The 26,712-nt window shown below is 72.4% G+C and carries 27 protein-coding genes; 12 read left to right on the top strand and 15 right to left on the bottom strand.

Annotated elements, in window-relative coordinates:
* Window positions 1–45 precede the first annotated feature (45 nt).
* The gene (locus ACZ66S_RS00505; protein WP_469898622.1) at window positions 46–621 is read right to left on the bottom strand and encodes a DoxX family protein; all 576 of its coding nucleotides are present in this window, start codon (window positions 619–621) and stop codon (window positions 46–48) included.
* Between the two features lie 133 nt (window positions 622–754).
* Here ACZ66S_RS00505 and ACZ66S_RS00500 point away from each other — a divergent pair, with 133 nt between their 5' ends.
* Together ACZ66S_RS00500 and ACZ66S_RS00495 are read left to right on the top strand one after the other, a co-directional pair.
* On the top strand, window positions 755–1,081 hold the full coding sequence (locus ACZ66S_RS00500) for a nuclear transport factor 2 family protein (RefSeq protein WP_469898620.1): 327 nt from the start codon (window positions 755–757) through the stop codon (window positions 1,079–1,081).
* A 69-nt stretch (window positions 1,082–1,150) separates the two neighbouring features.
* Window positions 1,151–2,131 (top strand): aldo/keto reductase, encoded by a 981-nt coding sequence (locus ACZ66S_RS00495; RefSeq protein WP_469898619.1) that lies wholly within the window; start codon window positions 1,151–1,153, stop codon window positions 2,129–2,131.
* A 56-nt stretch (window positions 2,132–2,187) separates the two neighbouring features.
* On the opposite strand, the gene ACZ66S_RS00490 is transcribed toward ACZ66S_RS00495, so the two are convergent.
* The 4 genes from ACZ66S_RS00490 to ACZ66S_RS00475 form a co-directional block, all read right to left on the bottom strand.
* Entirely contained in the window at window positions 2,188–2,880 is a 693-nt protein-coding gene (locus tag ACZ66S_RS00490; RefSeq protein ID WP_469898617.1) for an ABC transporter ATP-binding protein, read from the bottom strand.
* 102 nt (window positions 2,881–2,982) lie between these two features.
* The gene (locus tag ACZ66S_RS00485; protein ID WP_469898616.1) at window positions 2,983–4,455 is read right to left on the bottom strand and encodes an ABC transporter permease; all 1,473 of its coding nucleotides are present in this window, start codon (window positions 4,453–4,455) and stop codon (window positions 2,983–2,985) included.
* A 343-nt stretch (window positions 4,456–4,798) separates the two neighbouring features.
* Window positions 4,799–5,557: an SDR family oxidoreductase gene (locus ACZ66S_RS00480; protein WP_469898615.1), complete on the bottom strand. Its 759-nt coding sequence runs from the start codon at window positions 5,555–5,557 to the stop codon at window positions 4,799–4,801.
* 45 nt (window positions 5,558–5,602) lie between these two features.
* The gene (locus ACZ66S_RS00475; protein WP_469898613.1) at window positions 5,603–6,631 is read right to left on the bottom strand and encodes a Gfo/Idh/MocA family protein; all 1,029 of its coding nucleotides are present in this window, start codon (window positions 6,629–6,631) and stop codon (window positions 5,603–5,605) included.
* Between the two features lie 88 nt (window positions 6,632–6,719).
* Between ACZ66S_RS00475 and ACZ66S_RS00470 the strand changes: the two genes are divergently transcribed.
* The 3 genes from ACZ66S_RS00470 (at window position 6,720) to ACZ66S_RS00460 (ending at window position 10,244) form a co-directional block, all read left to right on the top strand.
* The gene (locus ACZ66S_RS00470; RefSeq protein WP_469898611.1) at window positions 6,720–8,018 is read left to right on the top strand and encodes a multidrug effflux MFS transporter; all 1,299 of its coding nucleotides are present in this window, start codon (window positions 6,720–6,722) and stop codon (window positions 8,016–8,018) included.
* Window positions 7,970–9,145: a serine hydrolase domain-containing protein gene (locus ACZ66S_RS00465; protein ID WP_469898610.1), complete on the top strand. Its 1,176-nt coding sequence runs from the start codon at window positions 7,970–7,972 to the stop codon at window positions 9,143–9,145. Before ACZ66S_RS00470 ends, ACZ66S_RS00465 begins: the two co-directional genes overlap by 49 nt.
* Before the next feature lie 109 nt (window positions 9,146–9,254).
* Entirely contained in the window at window positions 9,255–10,244 is a 990-nt protein-coding gene (locus tag ACZ66S_RS00460) for a small ribosomal subunit Rsm22 family protein (protein ID WP_469898608.1), read from the top strand.
* Between the two features lie 25 nt (window positions 10,245–10,269).
* Here ACZ66S_RS00460 and ACZ66S_RS00455 read toward each other — a convergent pair whose 3' ends face one another.
* The gene (locus ACZ66S_RS00455) at window positions 10,270–10,452 is read right to left on the bottom strand and encodes a DUF6243 family protein (RefSeq protein ID WP_469898606.1); all 183 of its coding nucleotides are present in this window, start codon (window positions 10,450–10,452) and stop codon (window positions 10,270–10,272) included.
* A 107-nt stretch (window positions 10,453–10,559) separates the two neighbouring features.
* On the opposite strand from ACZ66S_RS00455, the gene ACZ66S_RS00450 reads away from it, so the two are divergent.
* Together ACZ66S_RS00450 and ACZ66S_RS00445 are read left to right on the top strand one after the other, a co-directional pair.
* The gene (locus tag ACZ66S_RS00450; RefSeq protein WP_469898605.1) at window positions 10,560–11,192 is read left to right on the top strand and encodes a TetR/AcrR family transcriptional regulator; all 633 of its coding nucleotides are present in this window, start codon (window positions 10,560–10,562) and stop codon (window positions 11,190–11,192) included.
* Window positions 11,193–11,290: 98 nt separating this feature from the next.
* The gene (locus ACZ66S_RS00445; RefSeq protein ID WP_469898604.1) at window positions 11,291–12,028 is read left to right on the top strand and encodes a bifunctional DNA primase/polymerase; all 738 of its coding nucleotides are present in this window, start codon (window positions 11,291–11,293) and stop codon (window positions 12,026–12,028) included.
* Window positions 12,029–12,050: 22 nt separating this feature from the next.
* Here ACZ66S_RS00445 and ACZ66S_RS00440 read toward each other — a convergent pair whose 3' ends face one another.
* Genes ACZ66S_RS00440 through efeO form a run of 4 tightly spaced genes read right to left on the bottom strand, consistent with a single transcriptional unit; the run spans window position 12,051 to window position 16,294 of the window.
* The gene (locus tag ACZ66S_RS00440; RefSeq protein WP_469898602.1) at window positions 12,051–13,055 is read right to left on the bottom strand and encodes an SCO2278 family lipoprotein; all 1,005 of its coding nucleotides are present in this window, start codon (window positions 13,053–13,055) and stop codon (window positions 12,051–12,053) included.
* Window positions 13,015–13,887: an iron uptake transporter permease EfeU gene (gene efeU / locus ACZ66S_RS00435; protein WP_469898600.1), complete on the bottom strand. Its 873-nt coding sequence runs from the start codon at window positions 13,885–13,887 to the stop codon at window positions 13,015–13,017. The genes ACZ66S_RS00440 and efeU overlap by 41 nt, the downstream gene beginning before the upstream one ends.
* A 3-nt stretch (window positions 13,888–13,890) precedes the next feature.
* Window positions 13,891–15,138 (bottom strand): iron uptake transporter deferrochelatase/peroxidase subunit, encoded by a 1,248-nt coding sequence (gene efeB / locus ACZ66S_RS00430; RefSeq protein ID WP_469898598.1) that lies wholly within the window; start codon window positions 15,136–15,138, stop codon window positions 13,891–13,893.
* A 10-nt stretch (window positions 15,139–15,148) separates the two neighbouring features.
* Entirely contained in the window at window positions 15,149–16,294 is a 1,146-nt protein-coding gene (efeO, locus tag ACZ66S_RS00425) for an iron uptake system protein EfeO (RefSeq protein WP_469898597.1), read from the bottom strand.
* A 125-nt stretch (window positions 16,295–16,419) separates the two neighbouring features.
* On the opposite strand from efeO, the gene ACZ66S_RS00420 reads away from it, so the two are divergent.
* On the top strand, window positions 16,420–17,064 hold the full coding sequence (locus ACZ66S_RS00420) for a PhzF family phenazine biosynthesis protein (RefSeq protein ID WP_469898595.1): 645 nt from the start codon (window positions 16,420–16,422) through the stop codon (window positions 17,062–17,064).
* A gap of 3 nt (window positions 17,065–17,067) precedes the next feature.
* Here the strand turns inward: ACZ66S_RS00420 and ACZ66S_RS00415 are convergent, their stop codons facing one another.
* Together ACZ66S_RS00415 and map are read right to left on the bottom strand one after the other, a co-directional pair.
* The gene (locus ACZ66S_RS00415) at window positions 17,068–17,715 is read right to left on the bottom strand and encodes a biliverdin-producing heme oxygenase (RefSeq protein ID WP_469898594.1); all 648 of its coding nucleotides are present in this window, start codon (window positions 17,713–17,715) and stop codon (window positions 17,068–17,070) included.
* 149 nt (window positions 17,716–17,864) lie between these two features.
* Window positions 17,865–18,722: a type I methionyl aminopeptidase gene (gene map / locus ACZ66S_RS00410; protein ID WP_469898593.1), complete on the bottom strand. Its 858-nt coding sequence runs from the start codon at window positions 18,720–18,722 to the stop codon at window positions 17,865–17,867.
* 58 nt (window positions 18,723–18,780) lie between these two features.
* Here map and ACZ66S_RS00405 point away from each other — a divergent pair, with 58 nt between their 5' ends.
* Complete coding sequence (locus ACZ66S_RS00405) at window positions 18,781–19,008, top strand: hypothetical protein (RefSeq protein WP_469898591.1); 228 nt, start codon at window positions 18,781–18,783, stop codon at window positions 19,006–19,008.
* Here ACZ66S_RS00405 and ACZ66S_RS00400 read toward each other — a convergent pair whose 3' ends face one another.
* Window positions 19,009–20,322: an MFS transporter gene (locus ACZ66S_RS00400; protein ID WP_469898590.1), complete on the bottom strand. Its 1,314-nt coding sequence runs from the start codon at window positions 20,320–20,322 to the stop codon at window positions 19,009–19,011.
* Between the two features lie 51 nt (window positions 20,323–20,373).
* On the bottom strand, window positions 20,374–21,012 hold the full coding sequence (locus ACZ66S_RS00395) for a hypothetical protein (RefSeq protein WP_469898588.1): 639 nt from the start codon (window positions 21,010–21,012) through the stop codon (window positions 20,374–20,376).
* A 161-nt stretch (window positions 21,013–21,173) separates the two neighbouring features.
* Here ACZ66S_RS00395 and npdG point away from each other — a divergent pair, with 161 nt between their 5' ends.
* Both npdG and ACZ66S_RS00385 read left to right on the top strand, forming a co-directional pair.
* Entirely contained in the window at window positions 21,174–21,881 is a 708-nt protein-coding gene (gene npdG / locus ACZ66S_RS00390; protein ID WP_469898587.1) for an NADPH-dependent F420 reductase, read from the top strand.
* Between the two features lie 61 nt (window positions 21,882–21,942).
* Window positions 21,943–22,122: a hypothetical protein gene (locus ACZ66S_RS00385; protein WP_469898585.1), complete on the top strand. Its 180-nt coding sequence runs from the start codon at window positions 21,943–21,945 to the stop codon at window positions 22,120–22,122.
* On the opposite strand, the gene ACZ66S_RS00380 is transcribed toward ACZ66S_RS00385, so the two are convergent.
* Window positions 22,107–22,874 (bottom strand): site-2 protease family protein, encoded by a 768-nt coding sequence (locus ACZ66S_RS00380; protein ID WP_469898583.1) that lies wholly within the window; start codon window positions 22,872–22,874, stop codon window positions 22,107–22,109. The two genes, ACZ66S_RS00385 and ACZ66S_RS00380, sit on opposite strands and share 16 nt — an antisense overlap.
* A 502-nt stretch (window positions 22,875–23,376) precedes the next feature.
* Here ACZ66S_RS00380 and ACZ66S_RS00375 point away from each other — a divergent pair.
* A complete protein-coding gene (locus ACZ66S_RS00375; protein WP_469898582.1) occupies window positions 23,377–26,712 on the top strand; it encodes an AfsR/SARP family transcriptional regulator in 3,336 nt (1,111 codons plus the stop codon).

Raw genomic sequence — 26,712 nt, 5'->3', positions numbered from 1 at the left:
CCCACCCCGGCACCAACCGGTCCCCAGGTCCACCCCACCCACCCCCTACTCCCCGAACAACGCCTCCTCCTCCGCGAACAGTGACGCCTGGCCGTCGTCCTCGCCGTTCTCCTTCTCCCGGAGTCGCCGGTTCCGCGCCCCGACGACCAGCGTCGTCACCAGCGCCGTCGCTCCGAGGGCCGCCGGTACCATCCAGCCGCGGTTCACCGTGTGGCCGAGGGCGTGGTCCAGGGAGAGGCGACCGGGGCCCGTCACCGCGAGGCCCGCCGCCGTCAGGCCCAGCGTGGCCGCGTACTCGTAGCCGCCGCCCGCGTTGAAGAAGCCGTTGGGGGCGTGCACCGCGGACGCTCCGGCCATCGCGCCGGCCGCCGCCGCGCCCGCCGCCGGGGTGGCCAGGCCCAGCGCCAGCAGGGTGCCGCCGCCCGCCTCGGCCAGTCCCGCCGCCGTCGCGCTCGCCCGGCCCGGCGCGTAGCCGACGGACTCCATGAACTGGCCCGTCCCCTCCAGGCCGCCCCCGCCGAACCAGCCGAGCAGTTTCTGCGCGCCGTGGGCGGCCAGCACACCCCCGGTTCCCAGCCGGAGCAGCAGCAGACCCAGATCGCGTCGGTCGTAAGCGGTCACGATGAACTCCCAGCAGAAGAGGCGGAACGAGACCCCCCTCGCGTGTCCACCGTCGCACCCCTCACACCCGCCCGGAAGACGCGGGCCGCCGTTCGGGTGGCGGCCGCGCGCACGCGGTGTGAGTCTGACTGGCATGACGATTCAGCCCGCCAAACTCAGCGACCCGGCCGTCCGCGCCTTCGTCTGTGCCGTCAACGCCCATGACCGCGAGGCGTTCCAGGCCCTCCTCGCGCCCGGGGCGACCATGGCGGACGACGGCAGCGACCGCGACCTCGACGACTGGGTCGACCGGGAGATCTTCTCCTCCCACGGCCATCTCGACGTCGACAACGAGTCCAACGGCGGCCGTTCCCTCCTCGCCCACTACCGCAACGACGCCTGGGGCGAGATGCGCACCCGCTGGGACTTCACGGTCCAGGAGGACGGCAGGATCTCCCGCTTCGAGACCGGGCAGGCATAGAAGGCAAGAACACCCCGCTGCGGAAAGCCCTTGCCCTGAAGCGCACTCCAACTCCTAACGTTCCGGAGCATGGAGATCACACGTACTCTCGGCCGCTCCGGCATCGAGGTCAGCGCGCTCGGCTTCGGCTGCTGGGCGATCGGCGGCGAATGGCAGAGCACCGACGGGCAGCCGCTCGGCTGGGGCAGGGTCGACGACGAGGAGTCCGTACGGGCGGTCCGGCGCGCCCTCGACCTCGGCATCACCTTCTTCGACACGGCCGACACCTACGGCGCCGGGCACAGCGAACGCGTCCTCGGCCGTGCCCTCGGCAAGCGCCGCGACGACGTCGTCGTGGCCACCAAGTGGGGCAACGTCTTCGACGAGGACACCCGCACCCTCACCGGCCAGGACGACACCCCGGCCTACGCCCGTCGCGCCCTCACCGCCTCCCTGGAGCGCCTCGGCACCGACCACGTCGACCTGTACCAGCTCCATCTGTCCGACCTCGACCCGGTACGCGCGGCCGAACTCCGGGACGCCTGCGAGGAGTTCGTGAACGAGGGGCTTGTCCGCGCCTACGCCTGGAGCACCGACGACCCGGCCCGCGCCGCGGTCTTCGCCGAGGGGGAGTACTGCGCGGCCGTACAGCACGCACTGAACGTGATGCAGGACGCGCCCGAAATGCTGGGCCTGTGCGAGGAGTTGCGGATCGCGAGCGTCAACCGCAGCCCGCTCGCCATGGGGTTGCTCGCGGGCAAGCGCCAAGGTCCCGTGGACGCCGGGGACATCCGCAGCAGGCCGCCGGTGTGGCTCCAGGGCTTCGGTGACGGCACGTCGGCGGATCCGGAGTGGCTGTCCCGCATCGACGCGCTCAAGGAGATCCTCACCAGCGAGGGGCGCACCCTGGCGCAGGGCGCGCTGGCCTGGATCTGGGCCCGCAGCCCGCGGACCGTCCCGATCCCCGGCTTCCGTTCCGTGGCCCAGGCCGAGCAGAACGCGGGCGCCATGGAGAAGGGGCCGCTCACCGGCGGCCAGTTGACCGAGATCAACCGCATCCTGGAACGGTGAGCGCCCCCCAACCCCAAGGGCCCTGCCCCAAGGGCCCTACCCCAAGGACCCAACTCCTACTGCGTGAGGGACCGTTGCTGCTCGGTCAACGTGATCCGCCCCGCCTTGATCGTGGCAAGTCGCGGCGCCCGCCGGGCGATCGACGAGTCGTGCGTGACCATGATGAACGTCAGCCCGTACTCGTGCCACAGCCCTTCCAGCAGCGCCATGATCTCGTCGCGCATCGACTCGTCGAGGTTGCCGGTCGGTTCGTCGGCGAGCAGTACCTTCGGCTTCTTGACCAGGGCCCGGGCGATGGCGACCCGCTGCTGCTGACCACCGGAGAGCTCGGCGGGCGCGTGTGTGAGCCGTTCACCCAGCCCCACCGAGCGCAGCGCCTCCGCCGCCCGCTCGCGCCGCTCGGCCGGCTTCACGCCGAGCGGCACGAGGGCCGTCTCCACGTTCTCCTGAGCCGTCAGCGTCGGGATGAGGTTGAAGGACTGGAAGATGATGCCGATCTTCTCCGCCCGCAGCCGGGTCAGCTTGGCCTCGCTGATCCTCGCGAGGTCGACGCCGTCCAGCTCGACGCTGCCCTCGGTGGGACGGTCCAGCCCGCCGATCATCTGGAGCAGCGTGGACTTGCCGCCACCGGTGGGGCCCTGGATGACGAGCTGGTCGCCGTCCTCGATGGTCAGGTCGACGCCGCGCAGCGCCTCGACCGTCTCCTTGCCGCGCGTGTAGCGCTTGGTGACGCCCGTGAGTCTGTACATGAGTGCTCCGTAGAGAAGGAAGAGAGGGGTGGGGCGCCGCGCCCCGGGGGGAGTGGACACGGCGCCCCGGCACAGGGGGGAGTTACGACGGGTCGGGCGCGGTCACGACACGCTGCGCAGCGCGTCCGCCGGGCGCATCCGGGACGCCCGCCAGCCGCCCATCGCCCCGGCGATCAGCCCGCCGGTCACCGCGAGGCCCACGGCGAGCGCGATGGTGGTCATCGAGACCGGCGCGGACAGCGCGATCTCCATGGTGTTCTGCGCGGACTGCTGACCCGGGCCGCCGCCACCGGGGCCGCCGCCCATGCCGCCGCCACCGCCGGTGCTGCCGAGCTGGGCCGTCAGCTTGGGGCTGATCGCGGTGACCGTGTACGCGGCCGCGAGGCCCAGGGCGATGCCGAGGGCGCCGCCGAGCAGGCCGTTCACGACGGACTCGCCGACGACCTGCCGGGTGACCCGGCGGCTCGGCCAGCCGAGCGCCTTGAGGGTGCCGAACTCACGGACCCGGCGCGAGACCGCCGAGGAGGTGAGCAGCGCGGCCACCAGGAAGGCGGCGACGAGCACGGCGACGGAGAGCCACTTGCCCACGCTGGTCGCGAGATTGGAGGCGGTGGAGAGTGAACCGGAGACGGTTTCCGCGAGGTCGGCGGAGGTCGTGACGGTCGTACCGGAGATGTTCTTCTGGATGGCCGACTTGACGGAGTCGATCTGCTGGGAGTCGGTCGCCTTGACGTAGATCGTGGTGACCTTGTTCTTGGCGTCGGCCAGCGTCTGGGCCTGCTTCAGCGGCAGGTAGACGTCGGTGGTGGACTCGCTGCTGTCGGGCGTCGCGATGCCGATGATCGTGTACTTGGTGCCGGAGATCTTCAGGGTCTTGCCGACCTTGAGGGAGTTCTCCTTGGCGTACGACTTGCTGACGACCGCGACCTTCGCGTTCGTCTGCGCGGCGGTGAAGGTCTTGCCGGTGGTGATCTTCGATCCGGCCAGCGGGCCGAGCGTCTGGTCGGTGACGTCGACGCCGGCGACAGAGTAGGAGTTCACGTCGAAGTCGGCGCCGCCGCCCTGGACCTGCGGGGCGGCGGTCGAGTTGCCGCCCTGGCCGCCGCCGGGTCCGCCCTGCCCCTGGGAGGAGGAACCGCCGCTCTGCGACTGGGCCTTGCCCTGGGTGAAGGAGCCGTCGACCTTGGTGACGTTCAGGGTCAGCGCGCCGACCGCACCGGCGACGCCCTTCTGCTGCGTGACCTTGGTGACCACCGAGGACGCCAGGGCCTGACCGCCCTGGGTCATCACGCGGTCGGAGCTCTGCGTCTTGGAGCTGCCGTCGGCCGAGGCGTCGAACTGGAAGTTCGGTCTGCCCGAACTGCCGGACGTGGGAGCCGACCTGGCCTTCGTGACGGTCATGTCGGTGCCGAGGCCGTACAGCGACTTCAGGACCTTGTCCTGAGCCTGAGTCATACCGGCCGACACCGAGTTGACGGTGATGACCAGCGCGATACCGAGCGCCAGACCCAGTGCGATGACCAGGGCCGCCTTCTTGCGCCGGCCCAGCTCGCGCTTGAGATAGATGCCAAACATCCCGTTCCTCGAAGGTTCTTGGCGCCCGCTGTGGGCGCGCCCTCAAGGTAGGGACGCTGTATTGCGGGGCCGTGAGGAAGGGATATGCGCCGGCTGAGAAGGGATGTGCGTGAGCTGAGAATGTGCGCGGCGGCCGTCCTCGGACCGGTGCGTACCTCGCGGTCCCACGCGAGATCCACCCCCACCCGGCCCATGGACGGCCGCCGCGCTCCCCCCTCGGGCGAAGCCGATGGAACGCCGCCCCCCAAATGTGAAGCTCTTGTGAGGGCGCGTGATGAGCATAAGCCGTCCACCGGCCGAGACGGGGGTGGAATGACATATTCCGCTTGTGGAAATCGGCTGCTCAGCCGCGCCCCACGTACGGCATCGCCGTCGCCATCACGGTCGCGAACTGCACGTTCGCCTCCAACGGCAGCTCCGCCATGTGCCGCACCGTGCGCGCCACGTCGGCCACGTCCATCACGGGTTCGGGTACGACCTCCCCGTTGGCCTGCAATGCTCCGGCCCCCATGCTCGCGGTCATGTCGGTCGCCGCGTTCCCGATGTCGATCTGCCCGACCGCGATGCCGTACGGCCGCCCGTCCAGCGACAGGGACTTGGTGAGGCCCGTGAGGGCGTGCTTGGTCGCGGTGTAGGCGACGGAGTGCGGACGGGGCGTGTGCGCCGAGATCGAGCCGTTGTTGATGATCCGGCCGCCCTGCGGGTCCTGCTCCTTCATCTGCCGGTACGCCGCCTGCGCGCACAGGAACGCGCCGTTGAGGTTGGTGTCCACCACGTGCCGCCACGCGTCGTACGGCAGCTCCTCCACCGGCACCCCGCCCGGCCCGAAGGTCCCCGCGTTGTTGAACAGCAGGTCCACCCGCCCGAACCGCTCCACCGCTGCGGCGAACAGCGCGGCCACGTCGTCGGGGAGCGAGACGTCCGTCCGTACGGCGAGGGCGGCGCCCCCGGGCACCAGGGCCGCCGTCTCCTCCAGCGTGCCGGCCCGCCGCCCGGCCAGCGTCACCGACCAGCCGGCCCGCAGCAGCTCCACGGCGACCGCCCGCCCGATCCCGGAGCCGCCACCGGTCACCACGGCACTCTTCACGTTCTTGGAGTCCATGGGCCCGCAGCGTAGGTGAACCTCCGCGATACGAAAGCCCCTGTCTCAGGCGGACGCCGGTGCCGTGACCCTTGCGGCGGGCTCTCCCGGGTAGTGGACGCCGACCCGGGCGCGGATCGTGTCCAGGGTGCGCATCACCGCGAGGGTGCCCTCCAGGGGGACCAGGGGGGACTCCGTCTCGCCGGCGCGCAGGGCGCGCATGACCTCGCGGGCCTCGTGCTTGAGGCTGGCGCGGGGGCCGTCGGCCGGGTCGGCGACGAACTCCTCGGGGTCGCGGCCGTCGCGGTGCAGGACGAAACGGTCCGGGTGGAAGAAGCCGTTCGGGATGTCGATCCGGCCCAGCGAGCCGGTCACCGAGGCGATCGTGGCGGTGCCGCCGGTCAGGGAGCAGTGCAGCGAGGCCAGCGCCCCGCTGTCGTAGGACAGCAGCGCGCCCGTCTGGAGGTCGACGCCCTCCTCGGAGAGCACCGCCTTCGCCGTGACGTCGGAGGGCTCCCCGAGCAGCAGATGCGCGAACGACACCGGGTACACCCCGAGGTCGAGCAGCGCGCCCCCGCCCTGCGCGGGGTCCCGCAGCCGGTGCGAGGGCGGGAAGGGACCGGCGAGCCCGAAGTCGGCCTGCACCGTGCGCACCTCACCGATCGCGCCGTCGTCGACGAGGGCCTTGAGCCGCCGGACCAGCGGGTTGCAGTACATCCACATGGCCTCCATGAGGAAGCGCCCGTGCTCCTTCGCGAGCCCGACCAGCTCCTCGGCCTCCCGCGCGTTCAGCGTGAACGCCTTCTCGCACAGGACGTTGCGGCCGGCGGTCAGGCACAGCCCGGCGGCCGCGCGATGCGCCGAGTGCGGGGTGGCGACGTACACGACATCGATGTCCGCGTCCTCCGCGAGGGCGCCCCAGTCGCCGTAGGCCCGCTCGATCCCGAACCGTTCGGCGAACGCCTTCGCCGAGGCCTCGGACCGGGAGGCCACCGCGACCACCTCCGCGTCCGGCAGATCCACCAGGTCCGCGGTGAACGCCGACGCGATCCCGCCCGTCGCCAGAATCCCCCAGCGCACGCTCTGCTCCGTCATTCCGGGCTCCACCCTCGCTCGCCTGGCCCTCGCCACCCTGTACGAGCTGAGAGCATAGGTGCCGGATCACGTGGAGAGGGAGGGGCACATGCCCGAGCAGGGGGCACCGACACCGCACCTGGAGCAGCGGGCGGCCGTAGCGGACCCGGAGCCGCCCGCCGCGGCCGTGCGCGGTACCGGCCTCGTCGTCACCCTGCTCCTCGGCGGCCTGACCGCCACGCCCCCGCTGGCGATGGACATGTATTTGCCGTCGCTGCCGGAGGTCACCGACTCCCTGCACGCGCCCGCCGCGACCGTGCAGCTCACCCTCACCGCCTGTCTGCTCGGCATGGCGCTCGGGCAACTGGTGGTCGGCCCGATGAGCGACCGCTGGGGCCGCAGGCGCCCGCTGCTCGCCGGTCTCCTCGTGTACGTCGTCGCCACCGCGCTGTGCGCCCTCGCGCCCACCGTGGAGTTCTTGGTCGGCTTCCGGCTGGTGCAGGGCCTCGCGGGAGCCGCGGGCATAGTGATCGCCCGGGCCGTGGTCCGGGACCTGTACGACGGCGTGGCGATGGCCCGGTTCTTCTCCACCCTGATGCTGATCGGCGGGGTCGCGCCGATCGTGGCGCCGCTGATCGGCGGGCAGATCCTGCGGGTGACGGACTGGCGGGGCGTGTTCGTGCTCCTGACGGTCATCGGGGCGCTGCTCGCCGCCCTGGTGTGGGCGAGGCTGCCCGAGACGCTCCCGACCGCCGAGCGGCACACCGGCGGTGTCGCCGACGCCCTGCACTCCATGCGCCGCCTCCTCGCCGACCTGCCGTTCACCGGGTACATGCTCACCGGCGGCTTCGCCTTCGCCGCGCTGTTCGCCTACATCTCCGCGTCCCCGTTCGTGGTCCAGGAGATCTACGGGGCTTCCCCGCAGACGTTCAGCCTGCTGTTCGGCGTGAACTCCGTCGGACTCGTGCTGGTCGGCCAGATCAACGGCAAGGTGCTGGTGGGCCGGGTCGGCCTGGACCGGGTCCTCGGCGTGGGCCTGCTCGTCGTGACGGCGGCGGCCGCGGCGCTGCTGCTGATGACGACCGGGGTCTTCGGTGAGGTCGGGCTGTTCCCCGTCGCCGCCGGTCTCTTCGTCCTGATGTCCGCGATGGGCGTCACCCTGCCCAACGCCCAGTCCCTCGCCCTGCTGCGCACCAAGCACTCCGCCGGGTCCGCGTCCGCCCTGCTCGGCACGTCCTCCTTCCTCATCGGCGCGATCGCCTCCCCGCTGGTCGGGATGGCCGGCGAGGACACGGCGGTGCCGATGGCGGTCGTCCAGCTCGCGGCGGCACTGGTAGCGCTCCTGTGTTTCATGGCAATGTGCCGTCCTTGGAACAGGCGTGCGACCGCGGAGGGGGCAGAGAGCTGAGCGCACCGAGACTGCGCGGCGACACACCGGAACGGGCCGGCCTCGACGCCGAGGAACTCCGGCACCTCGTCCGGGAGTTCCACGCCCTCACCACCGGCGAACGCCCTTGGGCACCCGGCGCCGTCCTGGTCGCGGGGCGCGGCCCGGTGATCGCCGTGGAGGAGGCGTCGGGCTGGGCCGTCCGCTACGCGTCCTACGACCCCGAGGCCGACGCGGGCGTGGAGCTGCCCCCCGAGGCACGCGTCCCGGTCCGCGTGGACACCCCCTTCGACCTGGCGTCCCTCACCAAGCTGTTCACGGCCGTGGCGGCGGTGCAGCAGATCGAACGCGGCACGCTGGGCATCGACGCCAGGGTGGGCGCCTACCTCCCGGAGTTCACGGCGGCCGCGACCCACGGCATCACCGTGCGCGAGCTGCTCACCCACACCTCGGGACTGCGCCCCGAACTGCCCCTCTACGACTGCGACGACGACGAGGCCCGCCTGAACCTCCTGCGCGCCGAGCCGCCCATCGGGGTCCCCGGCACCTACACCTACTCCGACCTCAACCTGCTCCTCCTCCAGCACGTCCTCGAACGCATCACCGCCCGCCCCCTCGACGTCCTCGTCCACGACGGCATCACCCGCCCCCTCGGCATGACCTCCACCCGTTTCGGGCCCTGCCCGGGAGCGGCGGCCACGGAGGACCAGCGCCGGCCCTGGGCCAAGGCGGACCGGGGGATGCTGCGGGGCGTGGTCCACGACGAGAACGCGTGGGCGCTGGGCGGGGTGGCGGGCCACGCGGGCCTCTTCTCCACCGCCCGTGACCTCGCGATCTTCTGCCGGGCCCTGCTGGCGGGCGGCGCGTACGGGCCCGCCCGCATCCTCGGCCCGGACTTCGTGGAGCTGCTGCTGACCCCGCCGGGGCTCGGCTTCGCCATGGACCAGAAGTGGTTCATGGGCGAACTGGCGGGACGCGGAGCGGCGGGCCACACCGGCTTCACGGGCACGTCCCTGGTCCTGGACCCGTCCACCGACACGTTCGTCGTCCTCCTGGCCAACACGGTCCACCCGAGAAGACGCCCCCCGGACAACGCCCCCCGGGCGAACGCGGCAACAAGACTGTCCCGCGCGGTACGCGGCACGTGAGGCACCACGCCGGGAACGCGAGGCTGTGGGACCCCGCCCGCCAGTCCGGTGCCCCCCGCAGACCCCGGTCAGGGCAGAGGTCACGTACCCCCGCCCCTAGAATCACCGGGTGACCGTCCCCGCCGCCCCTGCCGAAACTCTTCGTGCCTCTCTTGCCGCTCTTCTCGACGGGCTTCCCGCGAGGCAGGCCGCTCAGGCGGTGGAGCGGTTGATCGCCAACTACCGCGGGGCCACTCCCACCGACAGCCCCATCCTGCGTGACCGCGCGGACGTGGCCGCCTACGCCGCGTACCGGATGCCTGCCACCTTCGAGGCGGTGCACGCGGCGCTGGAGGCGTTCGCCGGGGCCGTCCCCGGCTGGGCGCCCGCCGACCACACCGACGTCGGCGGCGGCACCGGGGCCGCGACCTGGGCCGTCACCGCCACCTGGCCCGGCGACCGGGCGGTCACCGTGCTCGACTGGTCCGACCCCGCGCTCGCCCTCGGCCGGGAGCTCGCCGCCGCCAACCCGGCCCTGGGGGACGCCCGCTGGCAGCGCGCCAGGATCGGCGCGGACCTCGCCCTGCCCGCGACGGACCTGGTCACCGTCTCGTACGTCCTCAACGAGCTCACCCCGGCCGACCGCACCGCCCTCGTGGACACCGCGGCGGCCTCGGCGCAGGCGGTCGTGATCGTCGAGGCCGGGACCCCCGCCGGGTACGCCCGCGTGATCGAGGCCCGCGACCGTCTCGTCGCCGCCGGTTTCCGCGTCGCCGCGCCCTGCCCCCACAGCGGCGCCTGCCCGATCGCCTCCGGCGCGGACTGGTGCCACTTCTCGGCGCGGGTCAGCCGCTCCTCCCTCCACCGCCAGGTCAAGGGGGGTTCACTGCCGTACGAGGACGAGAAGTTCAGCTATGTGGCAGCCACCCGGCTCCCCGTCACCCCCGTGCCCACCCGGGTGATCCGCCGCCCGCAGATCCGCAAGGGCCAGGTCCTCCTCGACCTCTGCGAGCCCGACGAGCGGCTGAGCCGCCGTACGGTCACCAAGCGGCACGGTGACCTGTACAAGGCGGCCAGGGACGCGTCGTGGGGAGACGGCTGGCCCCCGGCGGACCAGTAGGGCGGGTCCGCGCGGGGATCGCCGATCACGTCGACGCCTCCCCCTTCCGCCGCTCCTGGAGTTTCCGCACCAGCTCACGCCTGTCCGCCTGCGGGTCCCGCGCACCGCCGATCCGGCCGTCGCGGGCCCCGCCGCGCAGCGCCTTGCGGCCCAGGTTGCTGCGGGTGCCGCCGACTCCGAGCATGCCGCCCGCTCCACCTCGTGTCATGACCTGCCCTTTCCCGCGACCATTGAGAAACGAGACGTCTCGTCTCGCTGAATGACTCCCACTCTGCGGCGAGACGCACCGTCTTGTCAACCTGATAAGTTCGCCCCATGGCCACCCAGAGCTCCAAGCAGCCCGCCCCCGACACCACCCGGCGCAGCGAGAGGTCCCGCCGCGCCATCTACGACGCCGCCCTCCACCTCGTCGCCGAGGTCGGCTACCCCAGGACCACGATCGAGGGGATCGCCGCCCGCGCCGGCGTCGGGAAGCAGACGATCTACCGCTGGTGGTCCTCGAAGGCGGAGGTGCTGATGGAGGCGTTCCTCGACCTGAGCGAGCAGGCGGCACGGGAGGCCGGCCCCGAGGAGGCGTCCGCGATCCCGGACACCGGTGACCTCGCCGCCGACCTCAAGGCCGTCCTGCGGCTCACCGTGGACCAGCTCAGGGACCCCCGCTTCGAGGCCCCCTCCCGTGCCCTGGCCGCCGAGGGCGTCGTCAACGAGGAACTCGGCCGGGCCTTCACCGCCAAGCTCCTCGAACCCTCGCTCCAGCTCTACGTCGACCGGGTGCGCGCCGCCCAGGAGGCCGGCCAGGTGCGCCCCGAGATCGACCCGCGCATCGCCCTGGAGCTGTGGGTCTCCCCGCTCGCCCAGCGCTGGCTCCAGTACACCGGCCCGATCAGCTACGACTACACCGACACCCTCGTCGACTACGCCCTCAACGGCATCGCACCCCGGGCATAGGTTCCCAACCCCTCATATCCGCTCAGGGCCCCCCGGAGCATCGGAAGGTGGGACCATGAGGCATGCTGTTCCGCACGACAGCGAGGCGAGGGTGGTAGATGAGCGCGGAGTCGGGCGGCCGGACCGGCCGCCAGGGCAAACTCTCCCAGTGGCTGCGCGGACGCCGGCCCAAGGAGACCGCCGCCGGGGACGACGGCGGTCGTGAGGCCCTGCTGCTGGCCGCCGCCTCAGCGGGTCTCCCGCTGGCACCCGCCGCGCACCCCGCCCCCGGATACCGGTGCTCCTGCGACCGCGTCGGCTGTCCCACACCCGCCCGGCACCCGGTGTCCTTCGCCTGGCAGACCCAGTCGACCACCGACCACGCCCAGATCGAGCGCTGGGCCCGGCACCAGCCGCAGGCCAACTTCATCACCGCGACCGGCATGGTCCACGACGTCCTCGACGTCCCCCTGGAGGCCGGCCGGGAGGCCCTGGAGCGGCTGCTGGCCGCCGGCATCGAGGTCGGCCCGGTCGCCGAGAGCGACGACGGACGGCTCCTCTTCTTCACCCTCACCCGCGGCACCCCCGAGGACGAGGACGAGTGGTGGCCGTGCGAGCTGGACTGCCACCCCGAGACCGCGGACGAACACCCCGGCCTGCGTTGGCACTGCCGCGGCTCCTACGTCCTCGTACCGCCCGCCCGGCTGCCCGGCGACCAGGCCGTGCACTGGGTCCGCGGCCTCGAACACCCGCTGCCCGACCCGCTGACCCTGCTCGAGGTCCTCACCGACGCCTGTGCCCGGCACGTGGGCGAGGAGCCGGACCACGAGAACGCGGCCTGGCCCCTGCGCCGGTAGCGGAACCGCCCGGGGCGGGTTTCTACGAGCCCTGCGCGGACGTCAGTCCCTGGATCCGTCCGATCACGTCGACCCGCTGGTCGCCCGCGCCCTTCGGCGGATCGACCGCCACCTCGTTGGAGACGAACTGCATCGTCAGTGACTGCTTGATCTCGCCGGTCGTCAGCGCGAGCACGGCGTCACCGGGGTCGGGGACGGACGTACCGGAGTGGGCCGTCTCCTTGACGTAGTGGTGGGTGGCGAAGAACACCAGCGCCCCGCCGTCCTTCGTGCGCAAGGCCAGCGGCGCGTAGGCGTCGTCCGTGAGCGGCTCGTCGATGTACTGGGTGGCCAGCCCCGGCCTGATGGCGTCCTTGGCCCGGTCCGCCCGCCACACGCTGGTGTGCGTTCCGTCCGCGAAGACGTCGTCCCCGCCGCTCTTCAGATAGCTCACGTACTTCGTGCTCAGCTCGGCGGGCTCGGCGGCCAGTCCCGTCGAGTCCGCCGGGACCGCCTCGGCCCAGCCGTCCGCGTCCTGCTTGAACTCCGGGACCTTGCCCTCGGCGACCAGCGTCAAATACGCCACCTGGAACGGCTCGTCCAGCTCGTCGCGGGTGAACACGAGCAGCCAGCGCGCGGTGCCGCCCTTGTTGCCGGCCGCGTCGGCGACGAACCAGCGCGGCCAGCCCGCCTTCTTCGGGATGGTGTACGTCACGTCCGACAGCTTCAGCGGAGTGTGCGAGGGGTTGCCGCTCGGGCTGTTGGCCTTGCCGGCCTTCAGCCGTGCCGCGTCGATGGCGCCGAGCGCGCCGGTGACGTGGGCGGCGTCGAGCGAGCCGTCGTACGCCTTGTCCGCCGCGTTGTACGCGTTCGTGAACTGCTGGAGCGCCTTGGCGGCCTCCGCCTTGGTGGTCGCGGGAAGCACCTCCCGCTCGCCGTGCACCACCACGCATCCGCTCGCCGTCAACGACAAAGCGGTCACGGAGGCTGCTATCAGTGCGCTCCGGTCAAGCCTGCGGAGCCTTCGAGGGCCGCGATCCCTGCTCATCAGGTGCTTTCACCTTCCCCTTCCCGGAGGCGAACCCTACCGGGGCGAGGAAGAGCGCGAGCGTCGGGACCAAGTACAGCAGCCACACCGTGACCTGAAGGACGGTCGGGTCCGGCTGGAAGTTGAACACGCCCTTGAGGAGCGTGCCGTACCAACTGTCCGGCGGGACGGTGTCGCTGATGTCGAAGGCCCGGTCGTTCAGGCCGGGCAGCCAGTCCGCCTCCTGCAGGTCGTGGAAGCCGTACGCCAGCACGCCCGCGGCCACGACGACCAGCATGCCGCCGGTCCAGGTGAAGAACTTGGCCAGGTTGATGCGCAGGGCGCCGCGGTAGAACAGCCAGCCGAGGACGACCGCCGTGAGGATGCCCAGGGCCACGCCGATCAGCGGGCGCGGGGTGCCGTCCCCGGCCGCGCGCACCGACGCCCACACGAACAGGGCGGTCTCCAGGCCCTCCCGGCCGACGGCCAGGAACGCGGTGGCGACCAGGGCGCCGGTGCCCATCTGCAGGGCCGCGTCCAGCTTGCCGTGCAGCTCGGACTTCAGATGCCGGGCGGTGCGCCGCATCCAGAAGACCATCCAGGTGACCAGGCCGACGGCGAGGACCGACAGGGAGCCGCCGAGCGCCTCCTGCGCCTCGAACGTCAGCTCCTGCGAGCCGAACTCCAGCGCGCACCCGAAGCCGAGGGCGAGGGCGACCGCGACGCCGATGCCGATCCAGATGGGCCGCAGGGCGTCCCGGCGGCCCGTCTTCACCAGGTAGGCGATGAGGATGCAGACGACCAGGCTGGCTTCCAGCCCCTCGCGCAGACCGATCAGGTAGTTGGAGAACACGGGTCAGGCCTCCTCGGAGAACAGCGTGCTGCCCCACCAGTCGTCCTTGTCACGGACACCGGGCGGGACGGCGAAGACCGCTGAACCCACGTGCTGGATGTACTCGTTGAGCGCGTCGGTGGACAGATGGCGCTGGATCCGGACGAAGCCCTCGCGGACGTCCTTCTGGTACGCGAGGAAGAACAGCCCCGCGTCCAGCCGGCCGAGGCCGTCCGTGCCGTCGGTGAAGGAGTAGCCGCGGCGCAGGATCGTCGCCCCGCCGTTGGAGTCGGGGTGCGCGAGCCGGACGTGCGCGTCGGGCTTCATCGCCGGCAGGAACGGCTTGTCGCGCTCCTTCGCCTTGCCGACCGGGGCGCCCTCGCCCTTGTCGCGGCCGAAGATGTCCTCCTGCTCCTGGAGGGAGGTGCGGTCCCAGGTCTCGATGTGCATGCGGATGCGGCGGGCGACGAGGTAGGAGCCGCCGGCCATCCAGTCGGCGTCCTTGCCGTCGGCCCACACGAACTTCTTCAGCCGGTCCGTCTCGGTGCCCGCGATGTTGCGGGTGCCGTCCTTGAAGCCCATCAGGTTGCGCGGGGTCTGTGCGTCGGGCGTGGTCGAGGACGTCTTGCCGAAGCCGAGCTGGGACCACCGGATGACGACCTTGCCGAAGCCGATCCGGGCGAGGTTGCGGATGGCGTGCACGGCGACCTGCGGGTCGTCCGCGCAGGCCTGGACGCACAGGTCCCCGCCGCTGCGGTTCTTGTCGAGGTTGTCCCCGGCGAACTGGGGCAGGTCGACGAGCGCCTCGGGCCGCCGCTCGGCCAGGTCGAACTTCTGGAACAGGGACGGCCCGAAGCCGATGGTGAGCGTCAGCCGCGACGGCTTCAGGCCCAGCGCCTCCCCGGTGTCGTCCGGGGGCGCCTCGGCGAGACCGCCGTACGCCCCGTCCCCGACCGCCTTGCCGGCGGTCAGCCGCCGGGCCGCGGCCGTCCAGTCCTTGAGCATCTGCACGAACTCGGCGCGGTCGTCGGTCGTCACGTCGAACGCGGCGAAGTGCAGCCGGTCCTGCACGGGCGTGGCGATGCCGGCCTGGTGGGCGCCGTGGAACTCCACGGCGGCACCGGCCTCGGCGGCGGTCGGGGAGATGTCGTCGCCGGTGCGGGTCATGGCGACCGCGCCGCCGGCCGCGGCGGCACCGAGCGCGAGCCCGGCCCCGCCCCAGCCGATGAGCGCGCGCCGCGAGGGAGGCGGGGACTCTGCTGTGTCCGTCATGGCCCCGGCCTCAGGAGGACTTGGTGACGACGGCGGCGGCGAGCTTGGACAGCGGCTCCGCGAGCGCGTTCACGGCGTCCGACAGCTCCTTGCGATCGGCGTCGCCGACCTTGTCGTACGAGGTGAAGTCGTACGACGTCTTGTCGGCGCGGTACTTGTCCAGCAGGGTGTCGAGCGCCGCGAACTGCTTGTCGAGCTCGGTGACCAGGGCCGCGTCGTTCTCCTTGGCGACCGGCTTCAGCAGCTCGTACGACTTCTCGGCGCCCTCGACGTTGGCCTTGAAGTCGACGAGGTCGGTGTGCGAGTAGCGCTCCTCCTCGCCGGTGACCTTGCCGGTGGCGACCTCGTCGAGGAGCTCCTTGGCGCCGTTGGCCATGGAGGTGGGGGTGATGTCCGCCTTGCCGACCCGGTTCTGCCAGTCGGTGAGGTCGGTGATGAGCTGGTCGGCGAGGGTCCTGTCCGCGGCGGTGATCTTCTTGTCCTGCCAGAGGGACTTCTCCAGGCGGTGCCAGCCGGTCCACTTCTGGCCGTCCTCCAGGCCGTCCGCGCGCACGTCGACCTTGGGGTCGATGTCCCCGAAGGACTCCGCGACCGGCTCGGTGCGCTCCCAGCCGATCCGGGAGGGCGCGTAGGCCTTCTTGGCGGCCTCCAGGTCACCGGCCTTGACCGCGGCGGCGAAGGTCTTCGCCAGCGGCACGGTCGCGTCGGCCTGCTCCTGCGCGTACTTGCGGTAGGCGGCGACGGCCGCGTCCAGCCGCGGGTCGCGCTGGGCGGCGGTGCCGCCGGTGGCCTTGACCTCCTGGCGGATGCCGTCGCCCTTCATGCCGGGCTTGCAGGCGATCGTGTAGTCGCCGGCCTTCACCTCCGCGGTGACCTTCTGCTTGGTGCCGGGGCCGATGTTCTCGCGCTCGGTGACGATCCGGTCGTCCGGGAACAGGACGTAGACCTCGGTGACCTTGGAGCCCTTGTTCTCGATCGCGAGCTCCAGGTGGCCGGCCGGGAACTCCTTCTTGGAGACCTCGCACTTGCTGTCCGTGGCGGTCACGTCGATCACGTGGTCGCCGTCCCCGGAGCTCCCCTTCTCCGTGCAGCCCGTGACGGCGGTCAGGACCGCCACGGCGGTGGCGGTGACGACGGACAGTCTGGCGGCGCGCATACGAGCTCCTGAGGGTTGGATAGGCTCGCCTAACTTATCTGAGGCTTATCTATGTATGGCCCCAAATAAAAGTCAAGTAAGAGTCAAGGGAGATTCAAGGGCAAGGCGGATGCTTCAATTCCCCCGTGACTGACTACGACGTGCTGCGCGTCTTCTGTGCGGCGAACGGCGGCTACGGCAATGAGCTGGGCGTCGTCCGTGAGGGGTCCGTGCTGCCGGACCGGGACGAGCGACAGGCGTTCGCCGCGAAGCTCGGCTTCAGCGAGACCGTGTTCGTCGACGATCCCGAGCGCGGCGTCATCGACATCTACACCCCCTCCGTACGGCTGCCGTTCGCCGGGTACCCCTGCGTCGGGGCCGCCTGGCTGCTCGACGTGCCCGAACTCGTCACGCCCGCCGGTGTCGTCGGCACCCGGCTCGACGGGGAGTTCAGTTGGATCGAGGCGCGCGCCGAGTGGGCGGCGCCGCGGACGTTCCGGCAGTACGCCACCGCCGCCGAGGTGGACGAGCTGGCCGTCCCGGCGGCCGGGGAGTGGGTCTACGCCTGGGCCTGGGAGGACGAGGCCGCCGGCCGGGTCCGGGCCCGCGGCTTCCCCGGCCGTGGTGACGGGGTCGAGGAGGACGAGGCCACCGGTGCCGCGGCCATCCAGCTCACCGCCGCACTCGGACGGGCCCTCAACATCGTCCAGGGCGCCGGCTCCCAGATCCTCACCGCCCCGCAGCCGGGGGACTGGGTCGAGGTGGGAGGACGGGTCCTCCTGGAGCGCTGAGCCTCACGCGGACAGCGGGAACTCCTCGCCCAGTGCCCGGAACACCGCGGTGTTCAGGGCGAACGCCCGCTTGCACTCGGCGACGATCCGCTGCCGCTCCAGGTCGTCCGTGCGCACCGCGTCCAGCAGCTCCCGGTAATCCCGCTTGAAGGCGGCCGGGTTGGGGATCTCCTCGAAGACGTAGAAGCGCACGCCGTCGCCCTTCTTCTCGAAACCCCAGGTCCGCTCCGCCCGGTCCCGGATGATCTGCCCGCCGGAGAGGTCGCCCAGGTAGCGCGTGTAGTGGTGCGCGATGTATCCAGCCGGCCAGGACTCGGCGCAGGTGCGCACCCGGTCCGCGTACGCCCGGGTGGCGGGAAGCGCGGACAGGTGCGCCCGCCACCGCGGTCCCCGCAGGTGTGCCAGGTCCCGCTCCAGCGCCCGCAGCCGGAACAGCTCGGGCCGGACGAAGGCGCCCGCCACCGGGTCCGACGCCAGCTTCCCGGCCCCGGTTTCCAAGGCCTCGTAGACGAACCACAGTTGCTCGGTGTAGCGCGCGTACGCGTCGACGCCGAGCCGGCCGCCGAGCAGGTCGCTCATGAACGTCGAGGTCTCCGCCTCCACGTGCTGCTCGTGGGACGCGGTGCGGATGAGTGTCGAGAACGAGTCCATGGGCCAGAGTTTCTATGGTTAGGCTTACCTAAGTCAATGCCTTGCCGACCTTCTGTCGGTAACTTTACCGACAGGCTGTCGGGAAAAACCCGTCGGGGCGACAAAAAACCCGCCCTCGGAGGTGAGGGCGGGCTTCGTGCGGGGGGGGGCTACGGCAGCGTCAGGATGTCCGCGCCCGTGTCCGTCACCACCAGCGTGTGCTCGAACTGGGCGGTCCGCCTGCGGTCCTTCGTGACGACCGTCCAGCCGTCGTCCCACATGTCGTACTCGTGCGTCCCGAGTGTCAGCATCGGCTCGATCGTGAACGTCATGCCGGGCTGGATCACCGTCGTCGCGTGCGGGCTGTCGTAGTGCGGGATGATCAGGCCGCTGTGGAAGGAGGAGTTGATGCCGTGGCCCGTGAAGTCCCGGACGACTCCGTAGCCGAAGCGCTTGGCGTACGACTCGATCACCCGGCCGATGATGTTGATCTGGCGGCCCGGCCTGACCGCCTTGATCGCGCGGGCCAGCGACTCCCGGGTCCGCTCGACCAGCAGCCGGCTCTCCTCGTCGACGTCGCCCACCAGGTACGTCGCGTTGTTGTCGCCGTGCACCCCGCCGATGTACGCCGTCACGTCGAGGTTGATGATGTCGCCGTCCCGGAGCACGGTGGAGTCCGGGATGCCATGGCAGATCACCTCGTTGACGCTCGTGCACAGCGACTTCGGGAAGCCCCGGTAGCCGAGCGTCGACGGGTAGGCGCCGTGGTCGCACATGTACTCGTGCGCCACCTTGTCCAGTTCGTCGGTGGTCACCCCGGGGGCGATCAGCTTCGCCGCCTCCGCCATCGCCCGGGCCGCGATCCGGCCGGCGACCCGCATCGCCTCGACGGTCTCCGGGGTCTGCACCTCCGGACCGGTGTACGGCGTCGGCGCGGGCTTGCCGACGTACTCGGGGCGACGGATGTTTCCGGGCACGGAACGGGTGGGGGACAGCTCCCCGGGCACGAGCAGCGACTGGCCAGACATGCGGACGAGTCTATCCAGCGGCGATGGGGGAACATGTCCGTGGCGAGAGGAGCAGGTCATGCCCTTGTTCAAGAAGCGCGCGGTCGGCAAGCCGGGCGAATGGTTCTACTGCCTGGAGCACAAGAAGGTCGAGGAGGGGCCCCAGTGCCCCGCCAAGGACCGCTTCGGCCCGTACGCGAGCCGCAAGGAGGCCGAGCAGGCGATGGAGACGGCCCGGGAGCGCAACCTCGAGTGGGAGAACGACCCCAAGTGGCACGACGCCCCCGCGGGGCGCGAGGACGGCTGATCACGCCTTGACGGCGGCCGGCGCGGCTGCCTCGCGTTGCCTGCGCAGCCGCGTCGCGTGCTCGTTCGTGCGGACGTCGTACGCCATCAGTCGCGGCAGGCACAGGGCGAGCAGACCCACCGCGCCCGCGCACAGCAGACCGCCCGACCACACCGAGGTCCGCACGCCCCACCAGGCGGCGAAACCACCGGCCCTGACCTGGCCCACGGTCGGGCCGACCGAGTACGACAGCAGTTCGATCCCGGCGAGCCGCCCGCGCAGTTCGTCCGGGATCGTCTGGTTCCACATGGCCCCGCGGAAGATCCCGCTGACCATGTCGCAACTGCCCGCCACGGTCAGGAACAGCAGCACCAGCCACACGTTGTGCATGATCCCGGCGGCCGCGATCGCCACGCCCCACAGGGCCGCCGACAGCACCACCATCCGGCCGTGCCGGTGGACCCGGGACGTCCAGCCGCTGGTGAGGCTCACCAGCAGCGCGCCGAGCGGCACACTCGCGTACATCAGGCCCAGCGCCCAGCGCGCGTCCAGCTCGTCCGCGAGGAACGGCAGCAGGGCCAGCGGCATCGCGAGGAACATCGCGGCCAGGTCGACGGCGTAGGTGCCGAGGAGCTCCTTGCGGCTCCAGGCGTACCGCGCGCCCTCCGCGATGGCCTTCAGCGACGGCTTCGCCGCCTCGTGGGAGGCCGGGGAGGACGCGATCCGCAGCACGAGGACCACGGAGACGGCGAAGGTCAGCAGGTCGGCGCCGTACGCCCAGCCCATGCCCGCGTAGGCCACCACGACGCCGGCCAGCGCCGGTCCGGCCACCCCGCCGACCGTCCAGCGGAACGAGTTCAGCGAGGCCGCCGCGGGCAGGTGGTCGTGGGCCACGATCCGGGGCCACAGCGAGTCGAGCGCCGGGCGCTGCACCGAGACCAGGGCGGAGGACAGGGCGGCGACGACGTACAGCGGCCAGACGGCCGGGTGCGGGAGCAGCGCGTTGAGCAGCAGGGCCGCGCTCAGCAGGCCCTGTCCCACCTCCGTCCACACGATCAGTCGCCGCTTGTCCCAGGCGTCCGCGAGCGCGCCCCCGTACAGGCCGAAGACGAGGAGGGGGAGCAGCTCGACGGCCCCGATGGCGCCCACCGCCGCGGCCGAGCCCGTGAGGTCCTTGAGCTGCACCGGCAGTGCCACGAAGGTGAGGAAGCTGCCGAAGTTCGAGATCAGCCCCGAGTACCACAGCCGCCGGAAGTCCCGGGAGGCCCGCCAGGGGGCGAGGTCGGGGAGCATCGCGCGAAGGCCGGAAGGGGGTGCGGGGGCGTCGTCGGTCACGACCGGTCATGGTCGGCGGAGGGCCGCCGGTCCGGCAACTGCTTTTCTCCGCTACCAGCGGGCCGGGGGCGGCGCCGTCAGCTCGTCGGCCAGCCGCGACAGCCGGTCCCGGAACCGCCGCCGGCCCCTCGGGGCGGGGACGGCGTTCTCCCCGGCCGCCGCGCTCACCAGGTGCTGCACGGTGTCCAGATCCAGGTCCGTGCCCTCCGGAACGGCCAGCGACTCGTGGGCCATCGCGGCGAGTTCACCCTCGTCGGGGCCCAGGGAGAGGACCGTGGCGCCGGCCCGCCGGGCGTCGTGCACATGCTCCAGGAGCGAGGCACCCGGCCGCCCCCCGCTCCCGGCTCCGCTCGGGCAGGGGGACCCCGAGGGGGACACCACCAGCAGGGTCTCGCCGCGCCGGGCCGCCGCGAGCCGGCCCGGTCCGACCGACAGGTGCGCGGGGTCCGAGGGCCGCGCGTCGTGCCGTACGAGTGTGGGGGCCAGCTCCGGTGTGCCCGACCAGGCGGCCTCGTCGACCAGATGGGCGGCCAGGTGCCACGGTTCGTACTCCGGCGTGCCGACCAGGAGCAGTCCGCCGCCGTGCGAGACCACCGACCCGCGCAGCACGCCCGCGAAGCGTCGCGTGGCCCCCAACCACTCGGTCCCGGCGAGCACTTCGCGCAGCAGCGCGACCCGTACGGCGTCCATGGGACCGCATCCTGCCGCAAGAGCCCGCGCCTGACCCGGGGTTCGCCCCGGATTCGCCCGAACCGGGCACGGCCGGGCGCCCCGGCGCCCGGCCGGTGGGCGTCCGTGACGCGGCCCACCCACCGGGCCGGGGCGGCCGGGGCGGACGTAAAGTCGGCGCCATGACCTCTACCGACAGTGCTGCACAGAAGGCTCCCGCCAAGGACCCCTGGGACCTTCCCGACGTCTCCGGGCTCGTCGTCGGCGTGCTCGGCGGGACCGGGCCGCAGGGCAAGGGCCTCGCCCACCGGCTCGCCCGCGCCGGGCAGAAGGTGATCATCGGCTCGCGGGCCGCCGACCGCGCACAGGCGGCCGCCGACGAGCTCGGGCACGGGGTCGAGGGCGCCGACAACGCCGAGACCGCGCGCCGCAGCGACATCGTCATCGTCGCGGTGCCGTGGGACGGGCACGCGAAGACCCTGGAGTCGCTGCGCGAGGAACTCGCCGGCAAGCTCGTCGTCGACTGCGTCAACCCGCTCGGCTTCGACAAGAAGGGCGCGTACGCGCTGAAGCCGGAGGAGGGGAGCGCGGCGGAGCAGGCGGCGGCGCTGCTGCCGGAGTCGCGGGTCACCGCCGCCTTCCACCACCTGTCGGCGGTGCTGCTCCAGGATCCGGAGATCGAGGAGATCGACACCGATGTGATGGTGCTGGGGGAGGAGCGGGCCGATGTGGAGATCGTGCAGGCGCTCGCCGGGCGCATCCCCGGGATGCGGGGCGTCTTCGCGGGCCGGCTGCGCAACGCCCACCAGGTGGAGGCCCTGGTCGCCAACCTGATCTCCGTCAACCGGCGCTACAAGGCGCACGCGGGGCTGCGGGTCACGGACGTGTGAGGGGATGGGGGACACTGGACGGCGTCGTGCAGCAGTGTCCCCCTGACAGGAGCCCGTGGAAATGCCCCGCCTCGCCCTCTATGCCCTCGCCGTGTGCCTGCTCGCCGTCGCGGCGGCGGTCGTCTCCTTCGTGCAGGGCAGTTGGCTGGGGGTCGTGTGGGTGCTGCTGGCGGGGCTGTCGTCCAACATGTGCTGGTACTACGTCAAGCGCGGGCGGGTCGACGCCTACCAGAAGCGGTAGAGGCCCCAGCCGCTCGCCGACTCACCCTCGCTGACGCCGAGCCCGCCGAGGACCGTGTCGACCACGTCGAAGAAGACCCTGTTGACCTGCGGCACCCACAGCAGCGCGAACACGAACAGCAGGCCGAACGGCGCGAAAGGCTCGACCTGGCGCTTGGCCTCGGGGGACAGCCAGGGCTCGATGACGCCGTAGCCGTCCAGGCCCGGGACCGGCAGGAAGTTCAGGAGCGCGGCCGAGACCTGGAGCAGCGCGAGGAAGGCGAGCGCGTAACGGAAGTCCCAGGGGACCCCGTCGAGGGCGTCCAGCCAGAACGGGGCCGTGCAGGCGACCGCGAACAGGACGTTGGTGAGGGGGCCCGCCGCGGAGATCAGGCTGTGCCGCCAGCGGCCGCGGATGCGGTTGCGCTCGATGAACACCGCGCCGCCGGGGAGTCCGATACCGCCCATGATCACGAAGATGACGGGGAGCACGATGCTGAGCAGGGCGTGGGTGTACTTCAGCGGGTTCAGCGTGAGGTAGCCCTTCGCGCCGATGGTGATGTCGCCGCTGTGCAGGGCGGTGCGGGCGTGGGCGTACTCGTGCAGGCACAGGGAGACGATCCAGGCGCCGGTGACGAAGAGGAACACCGCCACACCGGGCAGCTCGGCGAAGCCGGTCCAGGTGGCCCAGCCCGTCACCGCCGTCACGGCACAGATCCCGATGAAGACCGGGCTGATCCGCCGGTCGCTGTGGCGGGTGGTGGCGGTGGTCATGGGGCTCCCTGGACTGGACGCGCACGCGGTGGGACGGCCCGACGGTACCGGGCAGAGGGGAGAACGTTCTGGGGTGGGGTTGGGGTTCCGGGGTGCTTTGTCTGCGGCGTTGGTGGGGGCGGGCGTTTTGCGCAGTTCCCCGCGCCCCTGAAATGCCTGCGGCGGCCAGTTGCTGTCCGGTGGGGGCGTGTGCAGCGTCCGCCGTGGCGCGGGTTGACTGCAATTCCCCAGGGGCGCGGGGAACTGCGCGACCAGCCACAACGGACCCGCACCGGCCCGGCGACCGGTCGTGGCGAGCAGTCCGTCGTGGCGCCGGTGACCGTAACCCCCTAGGGGCGCGGGGAACTGCGCGACAAGCCACAACGGACCCGCACCCGCCCGACGACCGGCCGCGACGGACCCGCAGCCGCCGTACAACCCCACCTGGCACCCTTTTAGGCGCCCCGCCCTCCGACACCCCGCTGAAGTAACCCCGTGACCGGCCCCGGCCCCAGCAGAGACAATGGACCCCGTGCGCTACCGCATCCTCGGCACCACGCAAGCACTCCGCTCCGACGGTACGACCGTCCCGGTCGGCGGAGCGCGGCTGCGTGCGCTGCTGACCGTCCTCGCGCTGCGGCCCGGCCGTACCGTCCCGGTGAGCCTCCTGGTGGACGAGGTGTGGGACGGCGACCCGCCCGCCGACGGGACGGGCGCGGTGCAGGCACTGGTGGGGCGGCTCAGGCGGGTGCTCGGGGCGGACGCGGTCGCCTCGGTGGACGGCGGTTACCGCCTCACCGCCGCGCCCGACGACATCGACCTGCACCGCTTCGAGCGGCTCGCCGGTGACGGCCTGCGGGCGCTGGCCGACGGCGACCCCGCGAAAGCGGCCGTGGCCCTCGACGACGCCCTCGCCCTGTGGCGCGGCCCGGCACTGGCCGACCTGCCCGACCGCACGCCGGAGGCGACCCGCGCTCAGGCCCGCCGCCTGGACGCACTGCGCGCCCGGCACACCGCCGCGCTCGCCCTCGGCCAGGCCGACCAGTCCCTGCCCGAACTGACCGCCCTGTGCGACAGCCACCCCCTCGACGAACCCCTCCAGGCCCTGCGCCTGCGCGCCCTGCGCGACACGGGCCGCACGGCGGAGGCGCTGGCCGCCTACGAGTCCGTACGACAACTGCTCGCGGATCGGCTGGGCGCGGACCCGGGGCCGGAACTACGGGCGCTGCACGGCGAGTTGCTGCGGCCGCAGCCGTCCGCCGCGGGGCCCGGATCCGGCCGGGCGGACCGGCACGGGACGGGCGGCCACCACCCTCTCGCCGCCGGTCCCTCGGGCCCGCCCGTCGGCAACCTCCGTGCCCGTCTCACCTCCTTCGTCGGCCGGGAAGCCGACATCGAGGCGATCCGGGGGGACCTCGCCGCCGCCCGGCTGGTCACGCTGCTCGGTCCGGGCGGGGCCGGCAAGACCCGGCTCTCGCAGGAGGCCGCCGAGGCGGTGGGCGACGTGGTGCGGGACGGGGTGTGGCTGGCCGAGCTCGCGCCGGTCGACGACCCGGACGCCGTGCCCGAGGCCGTGCTCACCGCCGTGGGGGCCCGCGAGACCGTGCTGTACGGCGCCGGTGCTGAGGCGATGCGCGCCGCCGGCAGCGAGCGCCTCGACGACCCCGTCGAGCGGCTCGCCGAGCACTGCGGCCGGCGGCGGATGCTGCTGATCCTCGACAACTGCGAGCACGTGGTCGACGCGGCCGCCCAGTTGGCGGAGAGGCTCCTGGAACGCTGTCCGGGGCTGACCGTCCTGGCCACCAGCCGGGAACCCCTCGGCGTGCCGGGGGAGTTGCTGCGTCCCGTGGAACCCCTGCCGGAGCCGGTCGCGCTGCGGCTGCTCGCCGAGCGCGGTGCCGCCGCCCGGCCCGGGTTCCGGGTCGACGCCGACGAGGAGACCGCGGCGGCCTGCGCCGAGATCTGCCGGCGCCTCGACGGGCTGCCCCTCGGCATCGAGCTCGCCGCCGCCCGGCTGCGGATGCTGACACCGCGCCAGATCGCCGACCGGCTCGACGACCGCTTCCGGCTGCTCACCTCCGGCAGCCGTACCGTCCTGCCCCGCCAGCAGACCCTGCGGGCCGTCGTCGACTGGTCCTGGGACCTGCTCGACGAGGAGGAACGCGACGTCCTGCGGCGCCTGTCGGTGTTCGCCGGCGGCTGCGACCTGGCCGCCGCCGAGGCCGTGTGCGGTCCCGCCGCGCTGGACGCGCTCGGTTCGCTCGTCGACAAGTCCCTCGTGGTGGCGGCCCCTTCGGGGGACGGCGAGATGCGCTACCGGCTCCTGGAGACCGTCGGCGAGTACGCCGGTGAGCGCCTCGACGAGAAGGCCGGCGCCCGCGCCGACGCCGAGCGCGCCCATCTGACGCACTACCGCGAACTCGCCCGCACCACCGACCCGTTGCTGCGCGGGCCCCGTCAACTCACGGCCATCCAAAGGCTGGAGCGGGAGTACGAGAACCTCCGTACCGCCCTGCGCCGGGCCGTCGCCGCTCGCGACGAGCAGGAGGGGCTGTGCCTGATCCTGTCGCTCGCCTGGTACTGGCAGATGCGCGACCTGCGCATCGAGGCCCGCAACTGGTCCCGTGAGGTCCAGGGCCTCGGTCCCGACCCCTTCGGTGAGCCGGTCCGGCCCGCCGCACCGGTGTGGGAGCGCTGCACGGACACCCCGCCGCCGTGGACCGGCGAGGTGCTGGAGGAGGCCCGGCGCGGTGTCCACCTCGTCCATCTCGCGTGCATGGACACCGAGTTGGACGCCTGGCAGAACCAGCACGCGCAGGCCAAGCTGCGCACCATCGCCGCCACCTACGAGCCCGGCATGGCCCAGACCTGCCGGATGCCGGGCTCCCTGTGGTTCTTCGCCATCATGCTCACCGGGGACATGGACCGCTTGCGGACGGTCATCCAGGCGACGGTCGAGACCTGCCGCGCCACCCCGGGCTACGAGTGGGAGCTGGCCGCGGCCCTCCAGTGGCGGGCCAACCTGCTCGCCAACCGCTCCGACTGGGCCGGCGACGCCATCCAGGACGCCGAGGAGGCGCTGGCGCTCTACGAGCGGCTCGGCGATGTGTGGGGGACCGCGGAGGCGCTCTCCGCGCGCGCCGAGGCCCATGAGCGCAAGGGCGAGTGGCGTGCGGCCGCCGACGACTACGAGCAGGCGCTCGAACGGGCCGAGGAACTCGGCGCCCGCGCCCAGAAGTCCGTGCTCAACGCCCGGCTGGGCAGCGCGCTGCTGGAGACCGGGGAGGCCGAGCGCGGCGAGCTGCTGCTGCGCGAGGTGATCGCCGACCAGGAGGGCGCCCGCAACGAGGCGATGCCCGCCTCCCGGATGTTCCTCGCCGGCTGGCTCGGCCTGACCGGCCGCATCCCCGAGGCGCGCGAGCAACTGCGGCTGCTGCGCCAGCAGTTCGGCATCGCCCACTTCGTCATCTTCGACGCCTTCATCCTCGGCTCTGAAGCCTGGCTGGAGGCGGTGGACGGCCGCTTCGACGAGTGTCTGGGGCTGGTCCGGCGGGCGCTGGAGAAGTCCGAGGACCCGCTGGCCCTGACCATCGCCCCCCACATGCGCACGATGTACCTGCACACCGCCGGGCTCGCCCTGGCCGGGGCCGACGGCGGCGCCCGCGCCCGGGACGGCGCCCGCTGCCTCCGGGCCGGCGACGCGCTGCTGCCGGCGAGGCACGCCCCGACGACCATCGAGCGCACCCTGCGGAGCAGGGCCGAGCGGGACCTGCGCGCGGTGCTCGGCGACGCGGCCTACGAGGCGGCGTACGCGGCGGGCGACGGCCTCTCCTCGAAGGAGGCCGCCGCCCTGGTGTGA

The organism is Streptomyces sp. NPDC107471, assembly GCF_055582845.1.
Note: the sequence above shows the minus strand (reverse complement) of the source record. Positions and strands in the feature narration are given on the sequence as shown.

Coding starts and splice junctions, on each gene's coding strand:
- ACZ66S_RS00475 (WP_469898613.1), bottom strand. CDS start 6,631: ATGACGGAGCAGAGCGTGCGCTGGGGGATTCTGGCGACGGGCGGGATC.
- ACZ66S_RS00445 (WP_469898604.1), top strand. CDS start 11,291: ATGAGCGCGGAGTCGGGCGGCCGGACCGGCCGCCAGGGCAAACTCTCC.
- ACZ66S_RS00380 (WP_469898583.1), bottom strand. CDS start 22,874: ATGACCACCGCCACCACCCGCCACAGCGACCGGCGGATCAGCCCGGTC.
- efeO (WP_469898597.1), bottom strand. CDS start 16,294: ATGCGCGCCGCCAGACTGTCCGTCGTCACCGCCACCGCCGTGGCGGTC.
- ACZ66S_RS00395 (WP_469898588.1), bottom strand. CDS start 21,012: ATGGACGCCGTACGGGTCGCGCTGCTGCGCGAAGTGCTCGCCGGGACC.
- ACZ66S_RS00480 (WP_469898615.1), bottom strand. CDS start 5,557: ATGGACTCCAAGAACGTGAAGAGTGCCGTGGTGACCGGTGGCGGCTCC.
- ACZ66S_RS00440 (WP_469898602.1), bottom strand. CDS start 13,055: ATGAGCAGGGATCGCGGCCCTCGAAGGCTCCGCAGGCTTGACCGGAGC.
- map (WP_469898593.1), bottom strand. CDS start 18,722: ATGTCTGGCCAGTCGCTGCTCGTGCCCGGGGAGCTGTCCCCCACCCGT.
- ACZ66S_RS00485 (WP_469898616.1), bottom strand. CDS start 4,455: ATGTTTGGCATCTATCTCAAGCGCGAGCTGGGCCGGCGCAAGAAGGCG.
- ACZ66S_RS00500 (WP_469898620.1), top strand. CDS start 755: ATGACGATTCAGCCCGCCAAACTCAGCGACCCGGCCGTCCGCGCCTTC.
- ACZ66S_RS00405 (WP_469898591.1), top strand. CDS start 18,781: ATGCCCTTGTTCAAGAAGCGCGCGGTCGGCAAGCCGGGCGAATGGTTC.
- ACZ66S_RS00375 (WP_469898582.1), top strand. CDS start 23,377: ATGGACCCCGTGCGCTACCGCATCCTCGGCACCACGCAAGCACTCCGC.
- efeB (WP_469898598.1), bottom strand. CDS start 15,138: ATGACGGACACAGCAGAGTCCCCGCCTCCCTCGCGGCGCGCGCTCATC.
- ACZ66S_RS00450 (WP_469898605.1), top strand. CDS start 10,560: ATGGCCACCCAGAGCTCCAAGCAGCCCGCCCCCGACACCACCCGGCGC.
- ACZ66S_RS00470 (WP_469898611.1), top strand. CDS start 6,720: ATGCCCGAGCAGGGGGCACCGACACCGCACCTGGAGCAGCGGGCGGCC.
- ACZ66S_RS00415 (WP_469898594.1), bottom strand. CDS start 17,715: ATGGACTCGTTCTCGACACTCATCCGCACCGCGTCCCACGAGCAGCAC.
- npdG (WP_469898587.1), top strand. CDS start 21,174: ATGACCTCTACCGACAGTGCTGCACAGAAGGCTCCCGCCAAGGACCCC.
- ACZ66S_RS00490 (WP_469898617.1), bottom strand. CDS start 2,880: ATGTACAGACTCACGGGCGTCACCAAGCGCTACACGCGCGGCAAGGAG.
- ACZ66S_RS00385 (WP_469898585.1), top strand. CDS start 21,943: ATGCCCCGCCTCGCCCTCTATGCCCTCGCCGTGTGCCTGCTCGCCGTC.
- ACZ66S_RS00495 (WP_469898619.1), top strand. CDS start 1,151: ATGGAGATCACACGTACTCTCGGCCGCTCCGGCATCGAGGTCAGCGCG.
- ACZ66S_RS00455 (WP_469898606.1), bottom strand. CDS start 10,452: ATGACACGAGGTGGAGCGGGCGGCATGCTCGGAGTCGGCGGCACCCGC.